We start from the raw sequence: 22,866 nt of genomic DNA, 5'->3' as shown, positions 1-22,866 counted from the left end.
ACCGGATACGGAATTTCAGTAGGCCGCCAGCTCACGCACGGCGCTCACGACCTTGTCCACGGTGGGGATGACACGCTCCTCCAGCGCGTCGGCGAACGGCAGCGGTACGCACTCCCCCGCGACCCGCCGCACCGGCGCGTCGAGCAGTCCGAACCCCTCGTCAGCGACGACGGACACGAGCGTCGCGCCCCATCCGCCCTGGTAAGGGTTCTCCTCGACGATGGTAAGTCGCGAGGTCTTGTCCAGCGAGGCGAGCACGGTGCTGACGTCCAGCGGTACCAGGCAGCGCAGGTCGACGACCTCCGCCTCGATGCCCTCCCGGGCCAGCCGGTCGGCGGCGGTGAGCGCGACCGGGACCATCGAGGCGAGGGCCACGAGCGTGATGTCGGCGCCCTCCCGGACGACGGCCGCCTTCCCCAGCTCCACCACATGATCCGGCGGCGCGGGCGGACCCTTGCTCGCGAACAGGCCCTTGTGCTCGAAGAAGACCACGGGGTCGTCACTGCGTATCGCGGACGCCATCATGCCGATGACGTCGGCGGGTGTCGACGGTGCCGCGATCTTCAGCCCCGGCACGGTGAACGCCCAGTTCTCGGTGGCCTGCGAGTGCTGCGCCCCGAAGCCGAGACCGCCGCCGTTCGCGGTGCGTACGACGAGAGGAACGGTCACCTGACCACCCGTCATGTACCGCACCTTCGGTATCTCGTTGGCGAGGTAGTCCCAGCAACAGGCCAGGAAGTCCGAGAACATGATCTCGGCGACGGGCCGCATCCCGGTCATGGCGGCGCCCATCGCGGCGCCCACGATGGCCTGTTCGGAGATGGGCGTGTCCCACACCCGCCCGGGCCCGAACTCCTTGAACAGCCCGGAGGTCGTCTTGAACACCCCGCCGGCCTCGCCGATGTCCTCCCCCAGGCACACGACCGCGGGATCGCGCCTCATCTCCCGGGCGATGCCCTCGGCGACCGCCTCTCGATAGGTGATCTGCCTTTGTGCATCCGCTTCTTGAGCATCCGTCAGGTCCGCCATGCCGAGCCTCCGTCCGCCCATACGTCGGTCAGCGCCTCGGCCGGATCGGGCGCGGGCGCCGCCTTCGCGGCGTCGACGGCCGCCTGCACGACTGCCGTTGCCCGTTCGTCTGCCGCATCGATCGCCGTCGCCGACACACCCAGCCGGTCGAGTCGGCCACGCGCGATGTCCAACGGGTCGTGCTTCAGCCAGCGTTCTACCTCCTCGGCAGGCCGGTAGGTGGCCGGGTCGGCGCGGCTGTGCCCGTAGTGCCGGTAGGTCTCGGCCTCCAGGACGGCGGGCCCGTCTCCGGCCCGGGCCCGCCGTGCGAGCCGGGCCACCGTCTCCTTGACCAGCACCACGTCGTTGCCGTCGACGGTCTCGCCCGGAATGCCGTACGCCGGTGCCCGGTCGGCGGCCGGCCGGGGCACGGCGGTGACGTCCGCGATCGCCGTGTATTCCATGTACAGGTTGTTCTCGCAGACGAACAGCACGGGCAGTTTCCACACGGCGGCCAGGTTCAGCGCCTCGTGGAAGGCACCGATGTTGGTCGCCCCGTCGCCGAAGAAGGCGACCGCGAGCTGGTCGGTGCCCCGCAGCCGGGCGGACCAGGCCGCGCCGACGGCCATGGGGAGGTGGGCGCCGACGATGGCGTACGAGCCGAGCATGCCGGCGGACGCCTTGGTGAGGTGCATGGAGCCGCCCTTGGCCTTGCAGAGCCCGGTGGCGCGGCTCATCAGCTCGGCGAGGCACTCCTCGGGGGTGGCTCCGCGCGCGAGGGCGTGGTGGTGGCCCCGGTAGGTGGCGAAGACGTAGTCGTCGTCGCGCAGGGCGGCGCTCGCGCCGACGGCGATCGCCTCGTGACCGGCGGCGAGATGGGTGGTGCCCTTGACCAGCCCGGACAGGAACAGGTCGTGCGCGGCCTTCTCCGTACGGCGGATGACGGCCATCTGCTCGTAGAGGGTGAGGAGTTCGTCACCGGAGACCGTGGGGGCCATCAACCGCTCCCGTTCCCGCGGGTGTTGAGGTGGGACTGGGCCTCGCGCCGGGTGTTGAGCTCTCCGCCGACCGTCCAGTACTTGCGGCCGGCCACCAGGAGTTCCTCGGCCGGGAACTTGGTGATGACCTCGCAGCCGTCGGCGGTGACGACGATCTCCTCCTCGATGCGTGCCGCCGTCCAGCCGTCGGCGGCCGGCCAGTAGGTCTCCAGGGCGAACACCATGCCCACTTCGAGGACTTCGGGATGGTCGAGGGAGACGAGGCGGCTGAAGATGGGCTTCTCCCAGATGGAGAGGCCGACCCCGTGGCCGTACTGGAGCGCGAAGGCGGCCGTCTCGTCCGGGAAGCCGAACTCCTCGGCGCGGGGCCACACCCGGACGATGTCGGCGGTGGTCGCGCCCGGCCGGACCAGGGCGATGGCCTCGTCCATGTACTCCCGGCAGCGGACATAGGCGTCGCGCTGGGCGCCGGAGGCGCTGCCGACGGCGAAGGTGCGGTAGTAGCAGGTGCGGTAGCCGAGGTGGCTGTGCAGGATGTCGAAGAAGGCGGGGTCGCCGGGACGGATCAGCCGGTCGCTGAAGACATGCGGATGGGGTGAACAGCGTTCCCCGGAGATGGCGTTGACACCCTCGACGTACTCACTGCCGAGGTCGTACAGGACCTTGCTGACGAGTCCGACGCACTCGTTCTCGCGGACGCCGGGACGGAGGTACCCGTACAGCTCCTCGTAGGCAGCGTCGACCATCGCGCAGGCCTGGGTGAGGAGGGAGATCTCGTCCGGGGTCTTGGTGCGGCGGGCCTGGAGGAAGACCTGCTGGCCGTCGACGACGTCGATGCCCTCGGCGCGCAGGGCCATCAGGATCGGCATCTCGGCCAGGTCGACGCCGAGCGGTTCGTCTCCGAGGCCGTGGGCACGCAGTTCGGTGGCGATCTTGCGGGCCACGTCCTCGGCGATGCCCGCGTCCGGATGGAAGGCGCCGCGCAGGGTGGAGATCCCGGCGCGGGCGCCGGTGGGCGGGCCTTCCTTGCCGTCGCTGTAGTCGAGCCAGGGGTTGTAGAGCTGGTGGTGCCGGGCAGCGGAGCCGAAGTCCCACAGGACCGGGTCGCCGCCGCGCACCAGCAGCGCGAAGCGGATCAGTTTGTCCATGGCCCAGGTGCCGATGTGGGTGGACGTCATGTAGCGGATGTTGGCGAAGTCGAAGCTGAGCACGGCACCCAGCTCGGACCGGTTCAGGGCCTGGTGGAGTCTGGCCAGCCGCTCCCTGCGCAGCCGTTCCAGGTCGACGCGCTGTTCCCAGTCGACGGCATTGGGTCCGAAAGTGCGGATCGCCATGGCGACCACCCCCACTTTGGAGTGAACGACTCGGCGGCGCGAGTGTCAACCTCTACTGAACACTCTGGCCGGCCACGAACCACACTCCGACCGCGGGTTCGGCGCTGTCGTTCCGGTACCGGTGCGGGGTCGTCGACTCGAAGCACACCGCGTCTCCGGGGCGCAGCACGTGCTCGTCGAAACCGAGCGTGAGAACCAGTTCACCGGCGGTCAGACAGCCGTACTCGGTGCCCGGGTGCCGCATCAGCCCCCCACCGCTCGACGACGAACCGCCCGGCCGGTAGGTCACCAGCAGGAAGTCGACATCCGTACCCGGGACATGCCCGAGCCGCTCCCACACCACCCCCGAATCCAATTCGATGGTCTCCCGCTCACCTGCCCCCACCAGCGGTCCGATCCGTCGGCCGGGGTCGGCGGCGAACGCCGCGAGGGCATGGACCACCGTGGCACCGACGACCGGCGGGGATTCCCGCACGCTGTCCGCCGACGCGTCGAAGAGCGACTCGACGGAGATGGCGAGGGCCGTGGTGATCGCGTACAGCGTGCTGACGGACGGCTGGCTCTTGCCGGTCTCGATCTGGGAGACGAGGCTGGCGGAGACCCCGATCTCGCGCGCGAGGGCGCGCAGGCTCACCCCCCGTTCGAGGCGCGCCTGCCGGATCCGCGCCCCGACGGGCGGCACGGCGGCGGAAGACACAGGCGGCTCCTCTCGCTCCCGGTTCACTCCGGTTCGCTCTGGGTGGCGTGCAGTGTCATTGAACAGCAGACCCCGGTCGCGCCAACAGAGAACAACCCGGCGTCATGTCTTCCCCGTGGGGAAGAGCGCGCGCACCTCCCAGCCCTGTGTCTGTCCGGCCGGTGGCCCCGCGCGCAGGTCCCCGCCCAGGGCCGTGACCCGTTCCGTGAGGCCGACCAGGCCGAATCCGCCACCGTGCGCTGCGGCCGGGAGCTGGGTGCCGCCCCGGCCGTCGTCGGTCACACCGACCTCCAGTCGGCGGCCGTCATGGCGGAGCCTGACCGTGATCTCGGAGGCATCGGCCGCGTGCCGCCGTACGTTCGTCAGAGCCTCCTGCACCACCCGGAAGGCGGCGGCCTGCACCTCGTGCGGGAGGTCGTCCGTCACGGCGGGGTCGCGGTCCAGGGTGACGTGCTGGACCGGGCTCGCGAAGCCGTCCGTCAGTTCCGCGATGCCGGCCAGGTCACCGACGGGTCTGCGGTCGGCGGCGTCCGGGCCTGTGTCGCGCAGCACGCCGACCGTACGCCGCATCGACGCCAGGGCTTCCGTGGCCGCGCGTTCTATACCCGCCAGGACGGTGTCCAGGTTCTCCGGCTGGGTGGTGGCCATCATCCTGGCCATCTGGGTCTGGACGAGGATGCCGGTGACATGGTGGGCGACGAAGTCGTGCAGGTCGGCGGCGATCGCCACCCGTTCCGCCCGCCTGGTCTCGACGACCGCCATGGCCCGCCGGTAGTCCTGCGAGCGCAGGAACGCGGCCAGACCGCCGACGACGCCGATCAGGACGAGCGCCGCCATCATGAAGCCCGGCAGACCGGACATGTCGTCCTGGTAGAAGCGCGCGGGCGTGCCGAGCAGCGCGGCGCCGGTCAGGATGCCGCAGACGACGGCCCAGGGCTGCGGACAGTGCCGTACGGCGACGAACAGCAGACTCAGCAGGACGGCTGTCTCGCCCGGGCCGAACAGGGCCTCCTGGCGCAGCAACAGGGAGCCCGCCGTGAACAGGAGCGAGGCGACGGCCGGTGCGCCCGTGCGCAGCTGCGGAGTGAGCCACTCCGGCCGCCGCCGGGCCGGCCACAGCAGAGCGGCATACCCCATTCCCAGGATGACCGCGTAGGGCCAGATCGCGTAGCCGCCCTCGCTCGCGTTGAGCATGTCGGGGATCCCGGCCATGAGCAGGAGCGCGACGACGAAAGCCCGGGTGCAGCCGCGGGGCGATTCCGATGTCATGCGGATCACCGTATGCGCGGACGGCGACGGCGGGATCGGCCGAATGGTCGAGGAGCGGTCCGTGAAAGGTGGCCGGACGGCCGAGGCGCGCGCTCGTGCCCGCGGGACAGAGTGGAGCCACTGTCCACCCCGCCTCACCTTCAGGAGTACGAGATGCACCACAAGGCCCTCATCAGTGTGATCGGCGGTGCGACAGCCGCGGTCGCGCTGGCCGGCGTCGGAACGTATCTGCTCGCGGGCACCGAGTCGACGACCTCTTTGGACAAGTACACGGCGGTGACGGTGGACGGCCACAAGGCCCTGTCGCCGGACATCGTCGCGGGCCGCGCCCAGAGCAAGTTCCACCCGCTGCCCTGGGTGGGCACGAAGGTCTCCCGGGTGTCCTGCCCGACCGGTCTGAAGGCCGTGGCCGGCGCGACCATCACGTGCACGGGCCGCACCGGCAAGGGCAAGGACATCGACATACCGGTGACGGTGGTCACGGCCACTGACACCTCCGTGACCTGGAAGTTCGAGCGCTGAGCAGCGGCGAGGAGAGCAAGGAGAGCGAGAAGATCATGAGCACCGTCCTGGCCGGGCTCGGCCTCACCAAGAAGTACGGCTCCACCGTCGCGCTGCACGGCGTGGACGTGAAGGTCGGCGTCCGCGAGTCACTGGCGATCATGGGTCCGTCGGGATCCGGGAAGTCGACCCTCCTGCACACCCTGGCCGGAGTCGTCCGCCCGGACGGCGGCGAGATCCTGCTGCACCGCGAGCGCATCGACAACCTGGGTGAGAACCGGCTGAGCGAGCTGCGTCGCAAGCGGTTCGGGTTCGTGTTCCAGTTCGGCCAGTTGCTGCCCGAGCTCCCCGCCGAGGAGAACATCGCCCTGCCGCTGATGCTGGACGGCATGCCCCGCGGCCGGGCCGTCTCCCTCGCCCGCCGCTGGTTCGCCCCGCTGGGCCTCGACGGTCTGGAGAAGCGCCGCCCCGGTCAGCTGTCCGGCGGCCAGGCCCAGCGCGTCGCGATAGCCCGCGCGCTGGTCGTCCAGCCCGATGTGGTCTTCGCCGACGAGCCGACCGGCGCGCTGGACCAGGTCACCAGCGAGGAGGTCGTCCGGCTGCTGACGTCGGTCACCCGTGAGCAGGGCGCGTCCCTCGTGATGGTCACGCACGACCCGGATGTCGCAGCCCACTGCGACCGCGTCCTCCAGGTCCGCGACGGCCGGATCACGAGCCACCAGCAGTACACCGTGACGCCCTGAGTCACCGACCCCGCCGCGCCGACACCCTTCCCTCTGCCCCCGGTTCGCCCTGGCCGCGCCCGCCTGCCCCGAACACCGGCCCCCGCACCCTTCCGATCACCCCGGAGCCCTCATGTCCTCGCCCGTCCCGCAGTTGACGTGGTTCCTCGCGCGCCGCTCCGGCCGCCGCGGCCTGCACAGCCAGTTGCTCGCGGCCGGCGCCGCGGCCGTCGGTTCACTGGTCCTGCTGGTGCTGACGGCCGCCTACTTCGGCAGCGGTGCCCGCGCCCACGACACCGCCTGGCGCACCCCGGCCCCCGACCGGCACGGCACCGCCGTGCAGACGCTCGGGACGACGTACCTGGGCGACCGCCCGGTCACCGTCGTGTCACTGGCCCAGTTGCCCGGCCGCAAGGCGACCCCGGCGCCTCCGGGGCTGACCGGGTTCCCCAGGCCCGGGCAGGTGTACGTGTCTCCCGCTCTGGGCGACCTGCTGCACAGGACACCGGCCGACCAACTCGCCGACCGGTTCCCGAAGGTGTCCTCGTACGGCACCATCGGCGACGCCGGTCTCGCGGCGCCCGAAGAGCTGGTGGCCGTCTTGGGGAGAGCCGCCTCCGACCCGGCGATGTCCACCGCGGCCGAACCGCTCGGCATGTTCGGCGGGTTGAGCGGTCAGAGCGCACGCGCGGTGGTCTCCGGCTTCGACGGCACCGACGTCAGCGTGTTCACGTTGGCGGACAAGCCCGCGGTGTCGATCGGCGTGGCGATCGTCGTCGTCCCCGTGATCGTGCTCGCGGCCGCTGCCGGACGGCTCGGTGCGGCCCGGCGTGAGCAACGGCTCGCCGCGCTGCGGCTGGCGGGGGCGACGCCGCGCCAGATCCTCGCGATGACCGGCCTGGAGTCGGCGGTCGTCGGCGCGGCCGGCGCCCTGACGGGTGCGCTGGCCTACTGTCTGCTGCTGCCCGCGCTCGCGGAGATCCCGTTCGGCATCGGCACCTGGTACACCGGCCGGCTGTGGGTGGGACTGCCCTGGCTGCTGGCGATCGTGGTGTCCGTGGCCGGTCTCATCTCGGTGAGCGCCATGATGACGCTGCGTCAGGTGGCGACCTCGCCGCTGGGCGTGGCCCAGCAGGCGAACCCGCGCCGCACCCGGCTCATCCGCCTGCTCCTCTTCGTGGCGGTCCTGCTCTACATCTACGTGACGTCCTCCTCGGGCGACGCGGGCTCCCGTCAACTGCTCGCGATGCTGCTCATGTTCTACGGCGCCTTCTGGCTGCTCGGCCCGTGGATCGTGGACCGACTCGGCCGGATCGCGGCCCGATTCGCCCGCCGTCCGGCGACCCTGCTGGCGGCTCGCCGGCTCAGCGACGACCCCCGCGGCTCCTGGCGCACCGTCAGCGGACTGGTTCTGGCCGGCTTCGTGGCCGGGTTCTTCACCGTGGGCAACGTGGGCATCGAGGACTACCAGTTCCCCGGTCAGGTCGCCGTGCCCGCCACGAGCACCGCCACGGCCCGCGCCGCCAGCGCCGAGGCACGTACGCTGCTCCACGCGGCCGGGGTGAGGGCGACCGTCACCACGAGCGACGGTGACGACGACGGGATACTGATCGGTACCCCCGGAGTGGTCGTCCACGTCTCCGGCGGTGTCTCGCAGCTCGACACCGCGGTCACCACTCTGTCGGGCCTGGTGCCCGGCCAGCTCCCGTACACCCAGGAGTACGCCAACGCCGAGAACGACGCCTTCACCGGCCGGCTGGGCGAGCTCGGCACCGCCGCGCTCGCGGTCAGCTTCCTCGTCGCGACCGCCTCCGCCGGGCTGACCGCTGCCGCGAACGTGCTCGACCGGCGACGCGTCTATGCCCTGCTGCGGCTGGCCGGTACCCCGTTGAAGCTTCTCGACCGGGCCAGGTTCCGCGAGACGGTCCTCCCGCTCGTCGTCCTCGCCGGCGGCACCACCGCCGCCGGAATCTACGCCGCCTTCCAGGTCAACAAGTTGTTCGACAGCACGATCAGCACCTCGGGCGCGGTGACCCTGGCGGCGTGTGTGACCGTGGGCGCGCTGGCCATGTTCGCGGCGATCGGAGCGAGCAGGCCACTGCTGCGGGCGGTGACGGAGGATGCGACGCAGACAGCGGACTGAGGACGAAGTACGACGTCAGGGCCTGCAACGGGAGGCCAGACCCCGCTCCTTCCGCTTGCCCCCTCCCCCTCCCTCACTCCCACCGTCCACTCCACCGCTCCCCCTCCCACCCCTGAGGCATGATCGAGCCATGACCCCCGCCCCGCCCAGCCCTCCGATCCGCGTCCTCATCGCGGACGACCAGGACATGGTCCGTACCGGCTTCCGCTTCTTCCTGGACGCCCAGCCCGACATCACCGTCGTCGCCGAGGCCGCAGACGGGGAGGAGGCCGTGGCGCTGGCCCGTCGTGAGCGTCCTGACGTGTGCCTGCTGGACATCCGGATGCCCAAGCTCGACGGCCTGGAGGCGACGAGACTGCTGGCCGGCCCGGGTGTCACCGACCCGATGCGGGTCGTCGTGGTCACCACCTTCGACCTCGACGAGTACGTGTACGGGGCGCTGCGCGGTGGTGCCTGCGGCTTCCTGCTCAAGGACTCCGGGCCCACCCTCCTCGCGGAGGCGGTACGGGCCGCGGCTGCCGGTGACTCCCTGGTGTCGCCGTCGATCACGGTCCGGCTGCTCCAGCACATCACCGCCCCGCAGACCACCGCGTCCCGCCCGGCGCCCCCGCCCCCGGTCTCCGCGGCGACGCTCAGGGAACCGCTCACCGACCGGGAACTCGACGTGGTCCGGCTGGTCGCCCTGGGCCGCACCAACGCCGAGATCGCCGCCGCGTTGTTCGTCTCCCTCTCCACGGTCAAGACGCATCTGTCGAGCGTGCAGCTGAAGCTGGCCGCCCGGAACCGGGTGGAGATCGCCGCCTGGGCATGGCAGAACGGGCATGCGCACCCGGAGGCGTGAGTGCGACGGGCCGCCCGGATGTGGCGCGTTCGACGTGGAGCGGCTATGCAGAAACAGGACGAGTTGAAAGTACGATCAGCAAATGTCTGACATGATCGAAACCACGCCCGGCTGGCTGGCACCCGACGAGCTCGAACAGTCTCGCGCACGGATGCCGATCCTGTACGTCGAAGCCGTACCGGTGCGCGTCGACGACAACGGCGAAGTCACCAAGATCGGCCTGCTCCTGCGCATCAGCTCGGACGGCACCGTCAGCCGTGCTCTGGTGTCGGGCCGCGTCCTGCACCACGAGCGCGTGCGCGACGCCCTTCTGCGCAATCTGGAGAAGGACCTCGGTCCGGTGGCGCTGCCCCGGGTCCCGGCCTCCCCGCAGCCCTTCACCGTCGCGGAGTACTTCCCGACGCTGGGGGTCACCCCGTTCCACGACCCCCGCCAGCACGCGGTGTCCCTCGCCTACATCGTCCCGGTGGCCGGCGACTGCCGCCCCCGCCAGGACGCTCTGGACCTGGTCTGGTTCAGCCCGGAGGAGGCGTCCTCCCCTGTGGTCCAGAACGAGATGCCGGGCGGCCAGGGAGTCCTCCTCAAGCAGGCCCTGGCCCATGTCGGCTGCCTGTCCTGAACAGGGCGGACAATCAATACCCAGGAATTACCAAGGTTTCCACAGCATTTCCATGGGAATTGAATTCTGAGATTTCCACTAACGCCACGCGAGGCCGTGTTAAGTTTCCTTTCATCGGGCGGCGGGGTGGCTCGGGGCAACAGCCCCGACACCCCGGTCCGTCCACGCGGAATTCCTCCCGTGCAGTACTGGAAACTCAGAAGGAGTCAGTATGAGCTTCAGGGTTGTCGCCCCGCTAACCCCCCGCCGGAACGCGAACGCGGACCCCACCGCCAACCGGTTCCCGCAGCCCCCGCAGGACGCCCAGCAGGCGCGCCGCCGGCGCCCGCGGCCCGGTGAGCCCGTGCCGCCCCGGGCCGGCAACTGACGTACGAGAAGCCCTGCTCATCGGGAGGGCCGGTGGTCTTCCACCGGCCCTCCCGGCGTTCCCGCTCCGCAGCACTGTGTGCGTCACAGGAGAGTCATGCGTGCGACCAAGGGTTATTCGGAAATTGATCATCCGCGAAGTGTGCCGCCGGGCATTGAAATGTCCGTGTACGGATTTCCGATCAATTCGGAAAAGGGCGAGCGGGCCGAGGAATACGAGTCGTACGCCACCCCCGCCGTACCCGCCCGCACCGCATTCCGCCGTTTCTGGCCCATGACGAAAGGGCTGCGGCACCGGCTCGTGGCCGTCTGGCTGTGCACCGTGCTCGGCGCGCTCGCCGAGACCTCCGCCGTCCTGCTCTTCGGCGACCTCACCGACAACGCGCTCCAGAACGGCTCGCTGGACGCCTTCTGGACACCCGCCGCCCAGTGGCTGGGCATCGCCGTGGTGGGCGCGGCCATCGGATACGCGGGCGGTTCCCTGTCCGTGTGGGTGTCGGAGCGGTTCGTGATGCGGCTGCGTGAGCACGTCTTCGACCATGTGCAGAAGCTGCCCCCGCACTTCTTCCAGCGCCACCGCCAGGGCGATCTGCTCTCCCGGCTGACCGGTGACATCGAGGCGATCGAGCAGATGGCTGTCTCCGGCCTCATCGGCACCGCCTCCGCGCTGTTCAGCGCCGTCTTCTACGCTGCCGCCGCGTTCTGGCTGCAGTGGGACCTCGCCGCGGTCACCTTCGCCCTCGCCCCGCTGTTCTGGCTGGCCGCCCGGAGGTTCTCCGCCGGCGTCAAGTCCGTCGCCCGGGACGGCCGCGTCGCCGACGGCGCGGTGACGTCCGTGGTGGAGGAATCCCTCGGCAACCTCGTCCTCACCCAGGCGTACGGCCGCGAGGACGCCGAGCGGCGCAGGCTCAAGCAGGAGGCGACGGCGTGGTTCCAGGCGTCAGTGCGCTCGGCCCGCCTCAACCAGGCGTACGGACAGCTGGTCCAGGTCATCGAGACGATCTGCGTGCTGGCCGTGATCGGCATCGGCGTCCGGGAGATCTCCGAAGGACAGATGACGCTCGGCCAACTGCTCGCGTTCGCCGCGCTCCTCGGCTACCTCTACCCGCCCATCCGCGGCCTCGCCCAGCTGGGCCTCCTGGTCACCGCCGCCACGGCCGGCGCCGAACGGCTCATCGAGGTACTGGACGCCCGGCCCGCGGTCTCCGATCCGCCCGGTCCTACGCGCACCGGGACCGGTCGGCCCGACGGCAACGTCGAGGTACGCGCCGTCTCCTTCCGCTATCCGGGCGCCGACAGCACAGCGCTCGACGCACTGTCGTTCACCGTCCGACCCGGCGAACTGGTGATCGTCACCGGACCGAGCGGCGCCGGCAAGTCCACCCTCTCCAAGCTCCTGCTGCGCTTCTACGACCCCGACTCCGGCGCCGTCCTGCTGGACGGCACCCCGTTGACGGACTTCCCTCTGGACCGGCTGCGCGAGTACATCGCCCTGCTGCCGCAGGAGACCCTGGTCCTGCACGACACGGTCCGCGCCAACATCGCCTGCGGCCGGCCCGGGGCCAGCGACCGCGCCATCGAGGAGGCGGCCCGCACCGCCGACGCACACGACTTCGTCACCGCGCTCCCCGACGGGTACGACACCCGGGTCGACCCCAACTCGGCGCGGCTGTCCGGCGGCCAGTTGCAGCGCCTCGCCATCGCCAGGGCCGTACTGCGCGACGCTCCGGTCCTCGTCCTCGACGAGCCCACCACCGGCCTCGACGCGATCGCCTCCCGCCGCATCGTCGAACCGCTGCGCCGTCTGATGGCCGGCCGCACCACGATCGTGATCACGCATGACCTGGACCTGGCTCCGGACGCCGACCGCATCCTGGTCATCGACCAGGGCCGCGTCGTCGAGACCGGCCGCCACGCCGAACTCCTCGCGCTGGGCGGCACCTATGCCCACCTGCACAGTTCCCGGAGGGAGGCCACCACCGATCCGGCCGGGCCGCTCCCGTCCCCGCTCACGCCTCCCCCGTACGCCGTGGCCGGCGGCCCCGAGGGCTACTACTACGGCGGACAGGCGTCCTGAGTCCCGGCGGTCCGGCTCCCGAGCGGTTGTCACTGTCGCCCGGGAGCGGACCGGCCCTGGAATCAGGCGATCTCCACGAGCAGGTCGCCGCCTTCCACCTGCTGGATCCTGTTGATGGCCAGCCTCGTCACCTTCCCGGCCTTCGAGGCGGTGACCGCGGCTTCCATCTTCATCGCCTCGATGGTGGCCACCGTGGCGCCGACCGCCACCTCGTCCCCCTCGGCGACGGCGAGGGTCACCACTCCGGCGAACGGCGCGGCGACATGCCCGGGCTTGGCCCGGTCCGCCTTCTCCGTCACCGGGATGTCCGAGGACACGGCGGTGTCGCGCACCTGGATCGGCCGCAGTTGGCCGTTCAGCGTGGACATCACGGTGCGCATGCCGCGCTCGTCGGCCTCGCCCACGGCTTCCAGCTCGATGAGCAGCCGTACGCCCGGTTCGAGGTCGACCGCGTACTCCGTCCCGGGACGCAGCCCGTAGAAGAAGTCCTTGCTGGCCAGCACACTGGTGTCGCCATAGGTCTGACGGTGTGTCTCGTACTCGCGTGTCGGCCCGGGGAACAGCAGCCGGTTGAGCGTCGCCCGACGGTCCTTGGCCAGGCCCGTGCGGTCGTCCGCGGTCAGTTCCGTCATGGGCTTGGGGGCGGCACGACCCTCCAGCGCCTTGGTGCGGAACGGCTCCGGCCAGCCGCCGGGCGGGTTGCCCAGCTCGCCGCGCAGGAAGCCGATGACGGAGTCGGGGATGTCGAACCTGTTCGGCGTCGCCTCGAAGTCGTCCGGCGAGACATCGGCGCCGACGAGGTGGAGCGCGAGGTCCCCGACCACCTTCGACGAAGGGGTGACCTTCACCAGCCGGCCGAGGATCCGGTCGGCGGCGGCGTACATCGCCTCGATCGCCTCGAAACGGTCGCCGAGGCCCAGCGCGACCGCCTGGGTGCGCAGGTTGGACAGCTGGCCGCCGGGGATCTCGTGGTGGTAGACGCGCCCGGTCGGCGAGGCGAGGCCCGCCTCGAACGGTGCGTAGACCTTCCGGACGCTCTCCCAGTACGGCTCCAGATCGCCCACGGCCTTCAGGCTCAGCCCGGTGGGCCGCTCGGAGTAGTCGGTCGCGGCGACGATGCCCGACAGCGAGGGCTGCGAGGTGGTGCCCGCCATCGAGGCCACCGCGCCGTCGACCGCGTCCGCGCCGGCCTGGATCGCGGCGAGGTAGGTGGCGAGCTGACCGCCGGCGGTGTCGTGGGTGTGGATGTGCACCGGCAGATCGAACTCGCGGCGCAGCGCCGATACGAGCGTCGCGGCGGCCGGCGCCCTGAGCAGGCCCGCCATGTCCTTGACGGCCAGGATGTGGGCGCCCGCGTCGACGATCTGCTCGGCGAGACGGAGGTAGTAGTCCAGGGTGTAGAGCCGCTCGGCCGGATCGGACAGGTCGGACGTGTAGCACAGGGCGACCTCGGCGACAGCCGTTCCCGTCTCCCGTACGGCGTCGATGGCGGGCCGCATCTGTCCGACGTCGTTGAGCGCGTCGAAGATCCGGAAGATGTCGATGCCGGTGGCGGCGGCCTCCTGCACGAAGGCGTCGGTCACCTCGGTCGGGTACGGCGTGTAGCCCACGGTGTTACGGCCGCGCAGCAGCATCTGCAGGCAGATGTTCGGGACGGCCTCGCGCAGGGCGGCCAGACGGTCCCAGGGGTCCTCGGCGAGGAAGCGGAGAGCGACGTCGTAGGTGGCGCCGCCCCAGCACTCCAGGGACAGCAGCTCGGGCAGGGTCCGCGCGACCACCGGGGCGATGGCGAGCATGTCCTTGGTACGGACCCGGGTGGCCAGCAGCGACTGGTGGGCGTCGCGGAACGTGGTGTCGGTGACGCCGATGACCGGTGACTCGCGCAGCCACCGGGCGAAGCCCTCCGGGCCGAGTTCGACGAGCCGCTGCCGGGAGCCGGCGGGCGGTTCCGTGTCCGGCAGCGGCGGGACCTTGCTGACCGGGTCGATCAGCTCGGGCCGCTCACCGTGCGGCTTGTTCACCGTGATGTCGGCGAGATAGGTGAGCAGCTTCGTGCCTCGGTCGGCGGAGTGACGTGCCGTGAGCAGGTGCGGTCGTCGCTCGATGAACGACGTCGTGACCCGGCCGGCCCGGAAGTCCGCGTCGTCGAGCACGGCCTGCAGGAACGGAATGTTCGTGGCCACGCCACGGATCCGGAACTCGGCGACGGCACGCCGGGCCCGGCTGATCGCGGTCCCGAAGTCACGGCCCCGGCAGGTGAGTTTGACCAGCATCGAGTCGAAGTGCGCGCTGATGTCCGTACCGGCGTGGGTGGTGCCGCCGTCCAGCCGGATGCCGGAGCCGCCCGGTGAGCGGTAGGCGCTGATCCGGCCGGTGTCCGGGCGGAAGCCGTTGGCGGGGTCCTCGGTGGTGATCCGGCACTGGAGCGCGGCCCCGTGCAGGGTGACGGTGTCCTGGGAGAGCCCCAGGTCGGCGAGCGTCTCGCCGGAGGCGATGCGCAGCTGGGACTGCACGAGGTCGACGTCGGTGACCTCCTCGGTCACCGTGTGCTCGACCTGGATGCGCGGGTTCATCTCGATGAAGACGTGGTTGCCGTCGCGGTCGAGCAGGAACTCCACGGTGCCCGCGTTGCGGTAGCCGATCTCCTGGGCGAACCGCACGGCGTCGGCGCAGATCCGGTCCCGCAGCTCCGGGTCGAGGTTCGGCGCGGGGGCCATCTCGATCACCTTCTGGTGGCGCCGCTGCACCGAGCAGTCGCGCTCGAAGAGGTGGATGACGTTGCCCTGCCCGTCGGCGAGGATCTGCACCTCGATGTGGCGTGGTTCGACGACCGCCTTCTCCAGGAACACCGTGGAGTCGCCGAACGCGGAGGCCGCCTCGCGTGCCGCGGCCTCGATGGACTCACGCAGCTGGGCGGGTTCCTCGACCCGCCGCATGCCGCGCCCGCCTCCGCCGGCGACGGCCTTGACGAACAACGGGAAGCCGATGTCCTCGGCGGCGCGGACGAGTTCGTCCACGTCGGCGGAGGGCTCCGAGGAGGCCAGCACCGGTACGCCGGCCGCACGTGCGGCGGCCACCGCGCTCGCCTTGTTGCCGGTCAGCTCCAGTGTGTCGGCGCTGGGCCCGACGAAGGTGATGCCGGCCTCCTCGCAGGCGCTCGCCAGATCGGGGTTCTCCGAGAGGAACCCGTAGCCGGGGTAGACCGCGTCCGCGCCCGCCTGTCGCGCCGCACGGACGATCTCCTCCACGGAGAGGTACGCCCGGACCGGGTGTCCCGGCCGGCCGATCTCGTAGGCCTCGTCGGCCTTCAACCGATGCAGTGAATTGCGGTCCTCGTGCGGGAAGACGGCCACGGTCCGCGCGCCCAGCTCATAGCTGGCGCGGAACGCGCGAATCGCGATCTCACCTCGGTTGGCGACCAGCACCTTGCGGAACATCCTGGATCCCTTCAGCCTGCCGGTGACGCGCCCCATGGTGTCGGCCAGACCCGGCTCGCGCCATGTGAGCCGGGCCACTCACCCCCGCCGGGGCTCCGTTCAGTGCAGGTCGGCCCTCGCGGGGCTGTCGTCCAGGAAGCCGCCCGACTGGTGCTGCCAGAGCTTCGCGTAGGCACCTTCCGTAGCGAGAAGCTCCTGGTGCGTGCCCTGCTCGACGATCCGGCCGCGATCGAGGACGACGAGTCGGTCCATGGTGGCGACCGTGCTCAGCCGGTGGGCCACCACCAGCGCCGTCCGCCCCTCCATGAGCCGCCACAGCGCCTCCTGGACGAGGATCTCGCTCTCGGAGTCCAGGGCGCTGGTGGCCTCGTCGAGCAGCAGGATCGGCGCGTCGCGCAGGATCGCCCGGGCCAGGGCGACCCGCTGGCGCTGACCGCCGGACAGCTTGACCCCGCGTTCGCCCACCATGGTGTCGAAGCCTTCCGGCAGCGCGTCGGCGAACTCCGTGACGTGCGCCGCCTCGGCCGCGCGGCGGATCTCTGCGTCGGTGGCGTCCGGCCGGGCGAACGCGATGTTGTCCCGCAGCGTGCGGTGGAACATCGCCGGGTCCTGCGGCACGTAGGCGATCAGGCCGCGCAGGTCGGCCTGGCGCAGCCGGCTGATGTCCTGCCCCCCGATCATGATCCGGCCGGCGTCGATGTCCGTCATCCGCAGCAGCAGTCGGCTGAGCGTGGTCTTGCCCCCGCCGGAACGGCCGACGAGGCCGATCTTCGCCCCGCTGGGCACCGCCAGGTCGAGTCCCTGGAAGAGCGGCTCGGCGCCCGCGTGGGCGAAGGTCACGTTCTCGAAGCGGACGTCGGCGGCCCGGGACCCCAGGGCTTCCGGTGCGGCCGGGTCGAGCACGGTCGGCGATGTCAGCAGCAGCTCGGTGAACTGCGCGGCCTCCGTCATCGAGCTCTCCAGCCGACGGTAGATCTGGTTGAACTCGAACATGATCCGTGTGGCGTTCGAGTAGTACGTGAAGGCGACGACGACCGTCTCCACGCCGTGCCCGCCCCCGGCGAGCGTGACAGCGAGCAACAGACCCAGGGCGTTGGTCAGCACGGACAGCGGCGCGACCAGCGTGTCGATGCGCAGGTTGCCGTAGTCCCAGGACCTGAGCATGAGCCGCCGTGATGCCGCGACCCGGTTCCGGTGCTCGGCGGCCTCACGCTCCTCGGCGGCGAACGCCCGGACCGTGTCCATGTTCATCAGGCTGTCGGCGACATGGCCCGACACCCGGGCGATCGCCTCCTCGCGCTTGTCGACGAGTGCCTGACGGCGCCGGATGAGGGGCACCACGCACAGTGCCGTCAGGGCGATCATCGCCAACAGGCCGACCACGAGCAGCGGTTCGTAGCGCCACAGGACCACCGACCCGAACACGAGTGGCACCAGACTGCCCACGACCTGGAACGTCAGCGTGTCGACGAACTCCTCGAACCGGGAGGCGAAACTCAGGACCCGCTTGGTGAGCGAGCCGGCGAAGTTGTCGTGGAAGAACGCGGCGTCCTTGGCGAACAGCTCGTCCATGCCGATCACGTACAGGTGCTCGATGCCGCGGGCGTCGACGCGGTTCAGGCAGTGCAGGCCCACGCGCCACAGCACCTCCGAGAGCAGCATGATGCCGGCGAAGGCCAGGACGTAGGGCATTGCCGAGCCGACGGTGATGCCGTCGTCGTCGGCGATTCGGCCGACGAGCTTGGCGACGACCAGTGGCGCGATGTAGGCGAGCCCGATGTTGCCGAGCGCCGGCAGCAGCATCGCGGGGGCCGTCAGCCACCGCAGGCGGGCCAACTCCCGTCCGTAATAACGAAGTGCGAGGAGTACCGGCCCTTTGCCTGGTGAGACCTCGCGAGATTCAGGCGATCCCATTCCCACCCTGTGTCGTCGTAGGGTGGCCCGCCACAGGCTGTCGCCGGGGTCGTCCCGACAGCCGGGCACGACGACGCAGCCCCCGCGAAGTTCGCGGCGGCGCCGAAGGACGAGTACGGGCAGGCCAGAAGTGCCAGTGTCCCGCTCGGCGCCCGCGCGGTCCAAGCGTTTTTCTCGGCCAACGGCAGGCCCGAACACGGATACGAGCCCGGCCTGGTCGGGTGCGAACGCGAGTACGGACCCGGGCCGGACAGGCGCGTTTATCCTTCGACCGTGGCTGACACCGACTCCGACACCGACCCGATGCGGCTTCCCGACATGCCGCTGCACGATCCGTTCGTCGTCGCCGACGAGAGGACCCGCACCTACTACCTCTACACGTCCAACAACCCGTCCGTATCGGGCGTGGACGGCACCGGCACGATGGTCTACCGCAGTCACGACCTGCGCGACTGGACGCGCCCCGTGGTGGTCTTCCTGGCCGCCGAGCAGAGGGACATGTGGGCGACCGACGGCTGCTGGGCGCCGGAGGTGCACGAATGGGACGGCAGGTACTACCTGTTCACCACGCTGCACAACGAGAGCAGGCCGCTGCCGGTACCTCCGCCCAACCAGTGGGGTACACCGTTCCAGATCCCCGCCTACATGCGCGGCACGATCACTGCCGTCTCCCCCTCGCTGCTGGGCCCGTTCACCGTCGTCGACCCCGCGCGCCCCACTCCGCCCGAGAACCTCATGACCCTCGACGGCACGCTCTACGTCGACCCGTCCGGACAGCCGTGGATGGTGTACGCCCACGAGTGGCTGCAGACCATCGACGGAACCATGGAAGCGGTCCGGCTGGCCCCGGACCTGTCCCGGACGATCGGGGATCCGGTCTTTCTGTTCAAGGGTTCGGACGCGTCCTGGCTCGCCGAGGAGATCCCCGGCGGTCTGCCGAACCAGCTCCCGCCCTACGTCACCGACGGCCCCCAGCTGCACCGCACCCCTGACGGGTCACTGCTCATGCTGTGGTCGACGTACGAGAAGAACGTCGTCGGCCGTGACGGGGCCATCAGCGGCGGTTACGTACAGACGTACGCCACCTCGGAGTCCGGCTCCCTCACCGGTCCGTGGCGGCAGCACCGGCCGCTGGTCCGCGACGACAGCGGTCACGGCATGCTCTTCCACACGTTCGACGGCCGGCTGATGATGGTCCTCCACCGCCCCTTCGAGAACGCGCGGGGCAAGCTGTACGAGATGGAGTTCGCCGACGACGAGCTGCGGGTGCTCCGCCGGCGTGCCGACCTCGACGGCGGCGACTGACAGCGCTGTACGGAAACGCCGGAGGCCGTTTTCCCATTGCTGGAAAAACGGCCTCCGGCTTCCGACTCCTCAAGTCGGGACGACAGGATTTGAACCTGCGACCCCTTGACCCCCAGTCAAGTGCGCGCGTCTGCGACCCGAACGCTGGTGACCGGCACTGCCTACGGTGCGGATGCCAGGCACTCACGCCGACCGCGCGGGCGCCGGTCTGGCCGATCGTTGGCCCGCGCAGGCTTAAGCCTGGCATCCAGGGGACGGGACTCGGAGGCGACCCGACAGGCCCACCGCACCGGCGGCCCGGGACTACTTGTTCCACGTCAAGCTGACTTTCAGCTGAGCCGAGGCTCCGGCTGCCGTGACAACCGCCCCCGCCGACGCGCTCAGCTCGACACCGAACTCCACGACGAGCACGTCGGGCCGCTGCACCAAGTCCTCCACGTGCGAAGCCACTCCGCGGGTCACTGCCCGCACGGCGTGCATGACCGACTCGAACGTGCCCTCGGCCCTCTCGATCACCGCGGATGTCGACCCACCCCGGGTCAGGACGGAGCTGGGCGCCCGCTCGTCGGAGACCCTGACGAGCACGGCGCTGCCATCCTCTAGCGGAAACTCCATGATGGTCATAAACTATGGATTAGCACGAAATATCGGATATCGCTAGATAGTTGACGGTTCTCTTATCCCTCGGGCATGTATGCCACAGCGAGGGCAGGCCGGCGGACTTCAGCCGCACTGGATGCGGTTTCTCCCCCAAGGAGTTCAGCGATGCCACTAGTCGTCGAGATCATCCTCATCGCCATAGGTGTTGTTCTCCTGGCGCTCGCCCTGGTCGGCAGCGGCATCTCCCGGCGCTTGATGACCATTCCGAAGATGCATCGGGTACCACGCATCGTTCTCGCCATTCTCGGCGTGCTATTGCTGGCCGGCGGAATGTGGGGGGTGTCAACCGAGACAGGGTCGACAAAGCACGAGACCCCCTCGCTGGACGAGCTCAAATCCCACATTCCGCCCGGCGTCAAATCCGAAATGAGCTGCACGGAAGCCGCCGAAGCCCCCAAAGGAGCCGTGGAAGCCAACTGCAGCACGTCGGGCACCATCCCGGACGGGGTCTGGTACATCTTGTTCCCCGACGTGAATTCCATGCAGGCCTACTGGATAAGGCAAGTCGGGTCCTCCGACCTCCCCGGAACGGAATGCACCAGCCAGGCCGACTACACAAAGGGCAGTAAACAGGAATATTTTCTCGACGACCAGTCCGTCACGGTCGGCGAGATGGCCTGCTACGTGAACGGAAGTACCACCGGGGCCATGTACACGGACCGGCGTTTCAACATCATCGTCGTGGCCCAGCTCTCGGATCCACAGCATTTCTCCGAATTTCAAACCTGGCTCGGAGACCCGTCGCAGCCCGTAGGTGACACGGATGCCACCCCCGCGACACCCTCACACACCGCCGCTGCGGGGTATTGACGCGGCCGTGGAAAGAAGGGAGTCATGGCGAACGAGTTCGATTTCGTGCTCGAATTGAGCGAGGCTCCCGGCGGCTATCGCATCGAGGTGTCCTCGCCGTGCGGCGAGGACCGCGCCATCACCAAAATGGACGCGTATGAACTGTTGAACACTCTACCCTCGCTGCAGGCTGCGGTGCTGGGGTCCGCCACACGCTCACGAGGCATGGGGACCCAACTGGAAGCGCCCGCTCGTCAGGTGGGTGACACCCTGTTCGACTCCGTGTTTCAGGGTTCGATCAAAGCGCTCTACCTTTCCAGCCGACAGAAAGCACGTGAGCACGAGCAGAGACTGCGCGTGGTTCTCCGGATCCGCTGCCCGGAACTGGCCGCACTGCCCTGGGAGTTGCTGCACGACGCAAAGCTCGGCGGCTACCTGTGTCTGCGTCACCCGATCATCCGCTACGTCGATATCTTGGAACCGGTCTCGGCGCTGCGCGTGCGGCCACCGCTGCGCATCCTGGGCATGGTGTCCCTTCCCGGCGCGCTAGGGGCGCTCGACGCGAAAGCCGAGCGGGAGAGCCTGAGCTCCGCGCTCAGGCCACTCATCGAAGAGGGAATGGTGCAACTTGACTGGGTGGGCGGTCAAACCAAACAACACCTCTTGGCGTCGCTGTTCCACGGCTGCCACATCCTCCACTTCATAGGTCACGGAAGGTTCGACGAGGCCAGGCGCCAGGGGATGATCGTTTTCGCCGACGAGCAGGGCCGAGAGGACCCGCTGCACGCCGATGCGCTGGGCTCGCTGATCAGCATCGCCGAGCCCGCACCGCGCCTCGTCGTGCTCAACAGTTGCGAGACAGGAACCTCCCACGCGCAGGACCTGTTCTCCAGCACGGCGGCCGAGTTGGAGTACACGGTGCCAGCCGTGGTGGCCATGCAGTTCGCGGTGACCGACAAGGCGGCCATTCTCTTCTCCCGGTCCCTCTACCAGGCCCTCGCGGCCAACCGGCCGGTCGACGAGGCAGTGCGCACGGGCCGCATCGCGCTGCGGGCCGACAAGGACGACAGCCTGGAGTGCTTCACACCTGTCCTGTACCAGCGCAGCGGCGACGCCCGGCTCTTCGACCTGACTTCTCCGCGATCCTTGACTCCCTCGGAGACCGTGGTCGAGGAGATCAATCAGATGCAGTGGGATGCGAACCGTGGCAGGGCCTCAGAGGAAGCCGCCCCACCGTCCGCACCATCGTCTCCTCAACAGACCACGCCTCCCCTCGGGACCCCCTCCCCTGGCGTCACGCCTCGCCCGGAGATCGACACCGGGCGCTGGGTGGTAAGTCTGGCCGTCCATCCGGAGGGGCGGCTTCTCGCCACGGGCGCCCGCAAGTTCGTGCGGGTCTGGGACGTGATCACCGGCCAGCCGACGTGGGAGCGCCGGATCGGCGGCTGGAGCACGATGGTGAACGCGATCACCTTCAGCCCCGACGGTGGAAAACTCGCGACCGGCAGCACGGACAACCGCGCACGCATCTGGGAGATGCCGAGCGGATCACTGGTCTCGGAGCTGACCCACGGCCATTTCGTCGACGCGGTCGACTTCGATCACAGCGGGAAATACCTCGCTACGGGGAGCGCGGATACGACGGCCTGCCTCTGGGATCTCAGCACCGGGGGCCGGATTCTGACCCTACGTCATCCCCGCGCGGTCAAGGACGTGAAGTTCAGCCCCGACGGACGCCTGCTGCTCACGGCGTGCGCAGACGGTAAGGCGTATGTCTGGGACAGAGACACCAGCTGGCAGAAGGCACAGATTCCGCACAAGGATTTCGTCCTCGGTGTCGCCTTCTCCCCGGACGGGCAGAAAATCGTCACGTGCAGCGAAGACCACACCGCTGAGACAAGGGAGACGGAGGATTGGACTCCACTCTTCCGCGTCGAGCACAGAAGTGGTCTGAGGGCTGTGGCTTTCAGTCCAGACAGCAGCATGATCGCCACCGGCAGCGAGGACGGCACCGTATGCGTGTGGCGAGCCGACACCGGGCAGGCACTGTTCAATCTCAAGCACCACCGCTCGGTGAACACCCTGGCGTTCTATCCGGACAGCCGGTTCCTGGCCAGCGCAGGTGAGGACAAAGTGGTGCGCAGCAGCAGGCTTCCCGGCCGATGACCGCCTCCCGCGCAAGGCGT

At 69.7% G+C, this 22,866-nt stretch carries 18 protein-coding genes and 1 tRNA gene; 10 read left to right on the top strand and 9 right to left on the bottom strand.

The features are described 5' to 3' along the window. Window positions 1–15: 15 nt before the first annotated feature. From OHN74_RS37460 to OHN74_RS37440, 5 genes are all read right to left on the bottom strand, one after another. Window positions 16–1,029, bottom strand: coding sequence for an alpha-ketoacid dehydrogenase subunit beta (locus tag OHN74_RS37460; protein ID WP_327699002.1), 1,014 nt, complete (start codon window positions 1,027–1,029; stop codon window positions 16–18). Continuing rightward, on the bottom strand, window positions 1,017–2,006 hold the full coding sequence (locus OHN74_RS37455; RefSeq protein ID WP_327699001.1) for a thiamine pyrophosphate-dependent dehydrogenase E1 component subunit alpha: 990 nt from the start codon (window positions 2,004–2,006) through the stop codon (window positions 1,017–1,019). Before OHN74_RS37455 ends, OHN74_RS37460 begins: the two co-directional genes overlap by 13 nt. Continuing rightward, complete coding sequence (locus tag OHN74_RS37450) at window positions 2,006–3,340, bottom strand: M24 family metallopeptidase (protein ID WP_327699000.1); 1,335 nt, start codon at window positions 3,338–3,340, stop codon at window positions 2,006–2,008. Before OHN74_RS37450 ends, OHN74_RS37455 begins: the two co-directional genes overlap by 1 nt. Window positions 3,341–3,392: 52 nt before the next feature. Continuing rightward, window positions 3,393–4,037, bottom strand: coding sequence for a helix-turn-helix domain-containing protein (locus OHN74_RS37445; RefSeq protein WP_327698999.1), 645 nt, complete (start codon window positions 4,035–4,037; stop codon window positions 3,393–3,395). A gap of 102 nt (window positions 4,038–4,139) precedes the next feature. After that, on the bottom strand, window positions 4,140–5,306 hold the full coding sequence (locus OHN74_RS37440; protein ID WP_327698998.1) for a sensor histidine kinase: 1,167 nt from the start codon (window positions 5,304–5,306) through the stop codon (window positions 4,140–4,142). Window positions 5,307–5,459: 153 nt separating this feature from the next. Between OHN74_RS37440 and OHN74_RS37435 the strand changes: the two genes are divergently transcribed. The 7 genes from OHN74_RS37435 to OHN74_RS37405 all read left to right on the top strand — a co-directional run bounded on the left by OHN74_RS37435 (window position 5,460) and on the right by OHN74_RS37405 (window position 12,575). Next, window positions 5,460–5,828 carry a DUF4333 domain-containing protein gene (locus tag OHN74_RS37435; protein ID WP_327698997.1) on the top strand — a complete coding sequence of 123 codons (369 nt, stop codon included), beginning with the start codon at window positions 5,460–5,462 and terminating at the stop codon, window positions 5,826–5,828. A 35-nt stretch (window positions 5,829–5,863) separates the two neighbouring features. Further along, the gene (locus OHN74_RS37430; protein WP_327698996.1) at window positions 5,864–6,550 is read left to right on the top strand and encodes an ABC transporter ATP-binding protein; all 687 of its coding nucleotides are present in this window, start codon (window positions 5,864–5,866) and stop codon (window positions 6,548–6,550) included. Between the two features lie 112 nt (window positions 6,551–6,662). Continuing rightward, window positions 6,663–8,672 carry an FtsX-like permease family protein gene (locus OHN74_RS37425; protein WP_327698995.1) on the top strand — a complete coding sequence of 670 codons (2,010 nt, stop codon included), beginning with the start codon at window positions 6,663–6,665 and terminating at the stop codon, window positions 8,670–8,672. Window positions 8,673–8,802: 130 nt separating this feature from the next. Continuing rightward, the gene (locus OHN74_RS37420) at window positions 8,803–9,513 is read left to right on the top strand and encodes a response regulator transcription factor (protein WP_327698994.1); all 711 of its coding nucleotides are present in this window, start codon (window positions 8,803–8,805) and stop codon (window positions 9,511–9,513) included. 91 nt (window positions 9,514–9,604) lie between these two features. Continuing rightward, window positions 9,605–10,132 carry an NUDIX hydrolase family protein gene (locus tag OHN74_RS37415; RefSeq protein ID WP_189146100.1) on the top strand — a complete coding sequence of 176 codons (528 nt, stop codon included), beginning with the start codon at window positions 9,605–9,607 and terminating at the stop codon, window positions 10,130–10,132. A gap of 211 nt (window positions 10,133–10,343) precedes the next feature. Continuing rightward, the gene (locus tag OHN74_RS37410) at window positions 10,344–10,499 is read left to right on the top strand and encodes a hypothetical protein (RefSeq protein ID WP_327698993.1); all 156 of its coding nucleotides are present in this window, start codon (window positions 10,344–10,346) and stop codon (window positions 10,497–10,499) included. Window positions 10,500–10,658: 159 nt separating this feature from the next. Then, window positions 10,659–12,575, top strand: coding sequence for an ABC transporter ATP-binding protein (locus tag OHN74_RS37405; protein WP_443060506.1), 1,917 nt, complete (start codon window positions 10,659–10,661; stop codon window positions 12,573–12,575). 62 nt (window positions 12,576–12,637) lie between these two features. Here OHN74_RS37405 and OHN74_RS37400 read toward each other — a convergent pair whose 3' ends face one another. Together OHN74_RS37400 and OHN74_RS37395 are read right to left on the bottom strand one after the other, a co-directional pair. Further along, window positions 12,638–16,012, bottom strand: coding sequence for a pyruvate carboxylase (locus tag OHN74_RS37400; protein ID WP_327700404.1), 3,375 nt, complete (start codon window positions 16,010–16,012; stop codon window positions 12,638–12,640). Between the two features lie 99 nt (window positions 16,013–16,111). Further along, a complete protein-coding gene (locus OHN74_RS37395; RefSeq protein WP_327698992.1) occupies window positions 16,112–17,926 on the bottom strand; it encodes an ABC transporter ATP-binding protein in 1,815 nt (604 codons plus the stop codon). A gap of 303 nt (window positions 17,927–18,229) precedes the next feature. On the opposite strand from OHN74_RS37395, the gene OHN74_RS37390 reads away from it, so the two are divergent. Next, the gene (locus tag OHN74_RS37390; protein WP_327700403.1) at window positions 18,230–19,231 is read left to right on the top strand and encodes a glycoside hydrolase family 43 protein; all 1,002 of its coding nucleotides are present in this window, start codon (window positions 18,230–18,232) and stop codon (window positions 19,229–19,231) included. Between the two features lie 74 nt (window positions 19,232–19,305). On the opposite strand, the gene OHN74_RS37385 is transcribed toward OHN74_RS37390, so the two are convergent. Together OHN74_RS37385 and OHN74_RS37380 are read right to left on the bottom strand one after the other, a co-directional pair. Then, window positions 19,306–19,371, bottom strand: a tRNA-Pro gene (locus OHN74_RS37385). A gap of 163 nt (window positions 19,372–19,534) precedes the next feature. Further along, the gene (locus tag OHN74_RS37380) at window positions 19,535–19,855 is read right to left on the bottom strand and encodes a CU044_2847 family protein (protein WP_327698991.1); all 321 of its coding nucleotides are present in this window, start codon (window positions 19,853–19,855) and stop codon (window positions 19,535–19,537) included. 141 nt (window positions 19,856–19,996) lie between these two features. Here OHN74_RS37380 and OHN74_RS37375 point away from each other — a divergent pair, with 141 nt between their 5' ends. Further along, complete coding sequence (locus tag OHN74_RS37375; RefSeq protein WP_327698990.1) at window positions 19,997–20,701, top strand: hypothetical protein; 705 nt, start codon at window positions 19,997–19,999, stop codon at window positions 20,699–20,701. A 24-nt stretch (window positions 20,702–20,725) separates the two neighbouring features. After that, window positions 20,726–22,846: a CHAT domain-containing WD40 repeat protein gene (locus OHN74_RS37370; protein ID WP_327698989.1), complete on the top strand. Its 2,121-nt coding sequence runs from the start codon at window positions 20,726–20,728 to the stop codon at window positions 22,844–22,846. The last annotated feature ends 20 nt before the right edge of the window (window positions 22,847–22,866 follow it).

Source organism: Streptomyces sp. NBC_00459 (assembly GCF_036013955.1).
Taxonomy (GTDB): Bacteria; Actinomycetota; Actinomycetes; order Streptomycetales; family Streptomycetaceae; genus Streptomyces.
The sequence above is the reverse complement of the archived record's forward strand: the minus strand, read 5'-3'. Positions and strand labels throughout refer to the sequence as shown.

What these genes read in the sequence shown, in the direction of transcription:
- OHN74_RS37405 (WP_443060506.1), top strand. Translation starts at nt 10,659, where the DNA reads ATGTCCGTGTACGGATTTCCGATCAATTCGGAAAAGGGCGAGCGGGCC.
- OHN74_RS37435 (WP_327698997.1), top strand. Translation starts at nt 5,460, where the DNA reads ATGCACCACAAGGCCCTCATCAGTGTGATCGGCGGTGCGACAGCCGCG.
- OHN74_RS37430 (WP_327698996.1), top strand. Translation starts at nt 5,864, where the DNA reads ATGAGCACCGTCCTGGCCGGGCTCGGCCTCACCAAGAAGTACGGCTCC.
- OHN74_RS37375 (WP_327698990.1), top strand. Translation starts at nt 19,997, where the DNA reads ATGCCACTAGTCGTCGAGATCATCCTCATCGCCATAGGTGTTGTTCTC.
- OHN74_RS37380 (WP_327698991.1), bottom strand. Translation starts at nt 19,855, where the DNA reads ATGACCATCATGGAGTTTCCGCTAGAGGATGGCAGCGCCGTGCTCGTC.
- OHN74_RS37390 (WP_327700403.1), top strand. Translation starts at nt 18,230, where the DNA reads ATGCGGCTTCCCGACATGCCGCTGCACGATCCGTTCGTCGTCGCCGAC.
- OHN74_RS37420 (WP_327698994.1), top strand. Translation starts at nt 8,803, where the DNA reads ATGACCCCCGCCCCGCCCAGCCCTCCGATCCGCGTCCTCATCGCGGAC.
- OHN74_RS37460 (WP_327699002.1), bottom strand. Translation starts at nt 1,029, where the DNA reads ATGGCGGACCTGACGGATGCTCAAGAAGCGGATGCACAAAGGCAGATC.
- OHN74_RS37370 (WP_327698989.1), top strand. Translation starts at nt 20,726, where the DNA reads ATGGCGAACGAGTTCGATTTCGTGCTCGAATTGAGCGAGGCTCCCGGC.
- OHN74_RS37425 (WP_327698995.1), top strand. Translation starts at nt 6,663, where the DNA reads ATGTCCTCGCCCGTCCCGCAGTTGACGTGGTTCCTCGCGCGCCGCTCC.
- OHN74_RS37455 (WP_327699001.1), bottom strand. Translation starts at nt 2,006, where the DNA reads ATGGCCCCCACGGTCTCCGGTGACGAACTCCTCACCCTCTACGAGCAG.
- OHN74_RS37400 (WP_327700404.1), bottom strand. Translation starts at nt 16,012, where the DNA reads ATGTTCCGCAAGGTGCTGGTCGCCAACCGAGGTGAGATCGCGATTCGC.
- OHN74_RS37450 (WP_327699000.1), bottom strand. Translation starts at nt 3,340, where the DNA reads ATGGCGATCCGCACTTTCGGACCCAATGCCGTCGACTGGGAACAGCGC.
- OHN74_RS37410 (WP_327698993.1), top strand. Translation starts at nt 10,344, where the DNA reads ATGAGCTTCAGGGTTGTCGCCCCGCTAACCCCCCGCCGGAACGCGAAC.
- OHN74_RS37395 (WP_327698992.1), bottom strand. Translation starts at nt 17,926, where the DNA reads ATGGGATCGCCTGAATCTCGCGAGGTCTCACCAGGCAAAGGGCCGGTA.
- OHN74_RS37440 (WP_327698998.1), bottom strand. Translation starts at nt 5,306, where the DNA reads ATGACATCGGAATCGCCCCGCGGCTGCACCCGGGCTTTCGTCGTCGCG.
- OHN74_RS37415 (WP_189146100.1), top strand. Translation starts at nt 9,605, where the DNA reads ATGATCGAAACCACGCCCGGCTGGCTGGCACCCGACGAGCTCGAACAG.